Here is a 1,129-nt window from a genome sequence, read left to right as displayed (position 1 = left end):
GCGTCTCGCATTCTAGCATTTAGGATGATGATCATTTTACGCATGACGGCGACAAGTGCGACCTTTCCGGGCTTTCCTTGCTGCTTGAGACGCGTGAAGAATGCCTTCATGTCGGGATCGAAACGAATGGCAGGCAGCGCTGCGACGTAAAGCGCGTCGCGCAGATGTCTTCTACCACCTGCAATCATGCGCTTGCCGCGCATCAGACCACTATCGCGATTAAGCGGCGCAACGCCAACCAGCTTGGCAATTTGTCCTTTGTCAGTATGCCCCAGTTCCGGCAGGTCGGCCAGGATGAAGCATGCCGTTCGTAGGCCGATCCCCTTGAGCGACATCAAAACCTCGGCCTTCCGGCCCAACTCTGCATCCGCTTTCAGGCAAGCCGTCATTTCATCCACGATAGCCTGACGCTGATCGAGCAGGAAACGCAGGCTTTCCTCGATCCAGACTTTCGTTCGCCCGGTCAACTTCTCCCGGCGATTTTTCTCCTGCACGATCATGTGCGACAATTGTCTGTAACGACTGACAAAATCCGCCAGAGCCCGCTCCTGAGAAGAGCGTTGTGGCAGAATTCTTGTTTCCATGCGCCTTGCATAATCGGCAAGAATGAAGGCGTCGATCCTGTCGGTCTTGGAGAGTTGGCCACAGGCACGTGCAAACTGCCTGATCTGCTTCGCATTGACCTTGGCGACAGGCAATCGCGCGGCCTGCAAGGCGGCAACGACAAGGCGCTCGTAACCGCCGGTCGGTTCGAGAACCAGACGTTCAATATCGTCCACAGTTGCGAGAAAGGCGAGAAAACTGGCAATGCCTGCTGCCGTATTTTGATAGGTTACTGTCTGGCCATCCGGCAGAACGCAGGCATCCAAAGACGATTTTGATATGTCGATGCCGACAAAACGGCTAGTATAAGACATGAGGCTGGTCTCCCTTATACACGAGCGCGAAGCTCCCTCAACGGTGCGACAAGACCTCAAAAGCTGCAAAGGGTTCTGCTTTTTTACGAACGAAAGTTCACGCCCCGATGGGCTCAACCGCTTTGCAGCAGCCATTGCGGTGTTGCATTCACCACAATGACATAGAGGCCGGAACGAAGTTTAACGTTCCGGCCTCAAATGTATAAGCCCCG

General features: G+C 54.5%; 1 protein-coding gene. It reads right to left on the bottom strand.

Features of this window, described 5'->3' with window-relative positions:
- Positions 1-917, bottom strand: a 917-nt coding sequence (locus F9K91_RS25465) for an IS110 family RNA-guided transposase (protein WP_208852734.1), incomplete at its 3' end; no start/stop codon positions are given.
- Positions 918-1,129 lie beyond the last annotated feature (212 nt).

Origin of the sequence: Brucella tritici (assembly GCF_008932295.1) — a bacterium.
GTDB lineage: Bacteria > Pseudomonadota > Alphaproteobacteria > Rhizobiales > Rhizobiaceae > Brucella > Brucella tritici.
The sequence above is the reverse complement of the archived record's forward strand: the minus strand, read 5'-3'. Positions and strand labels throughout refer to the sequence as shown.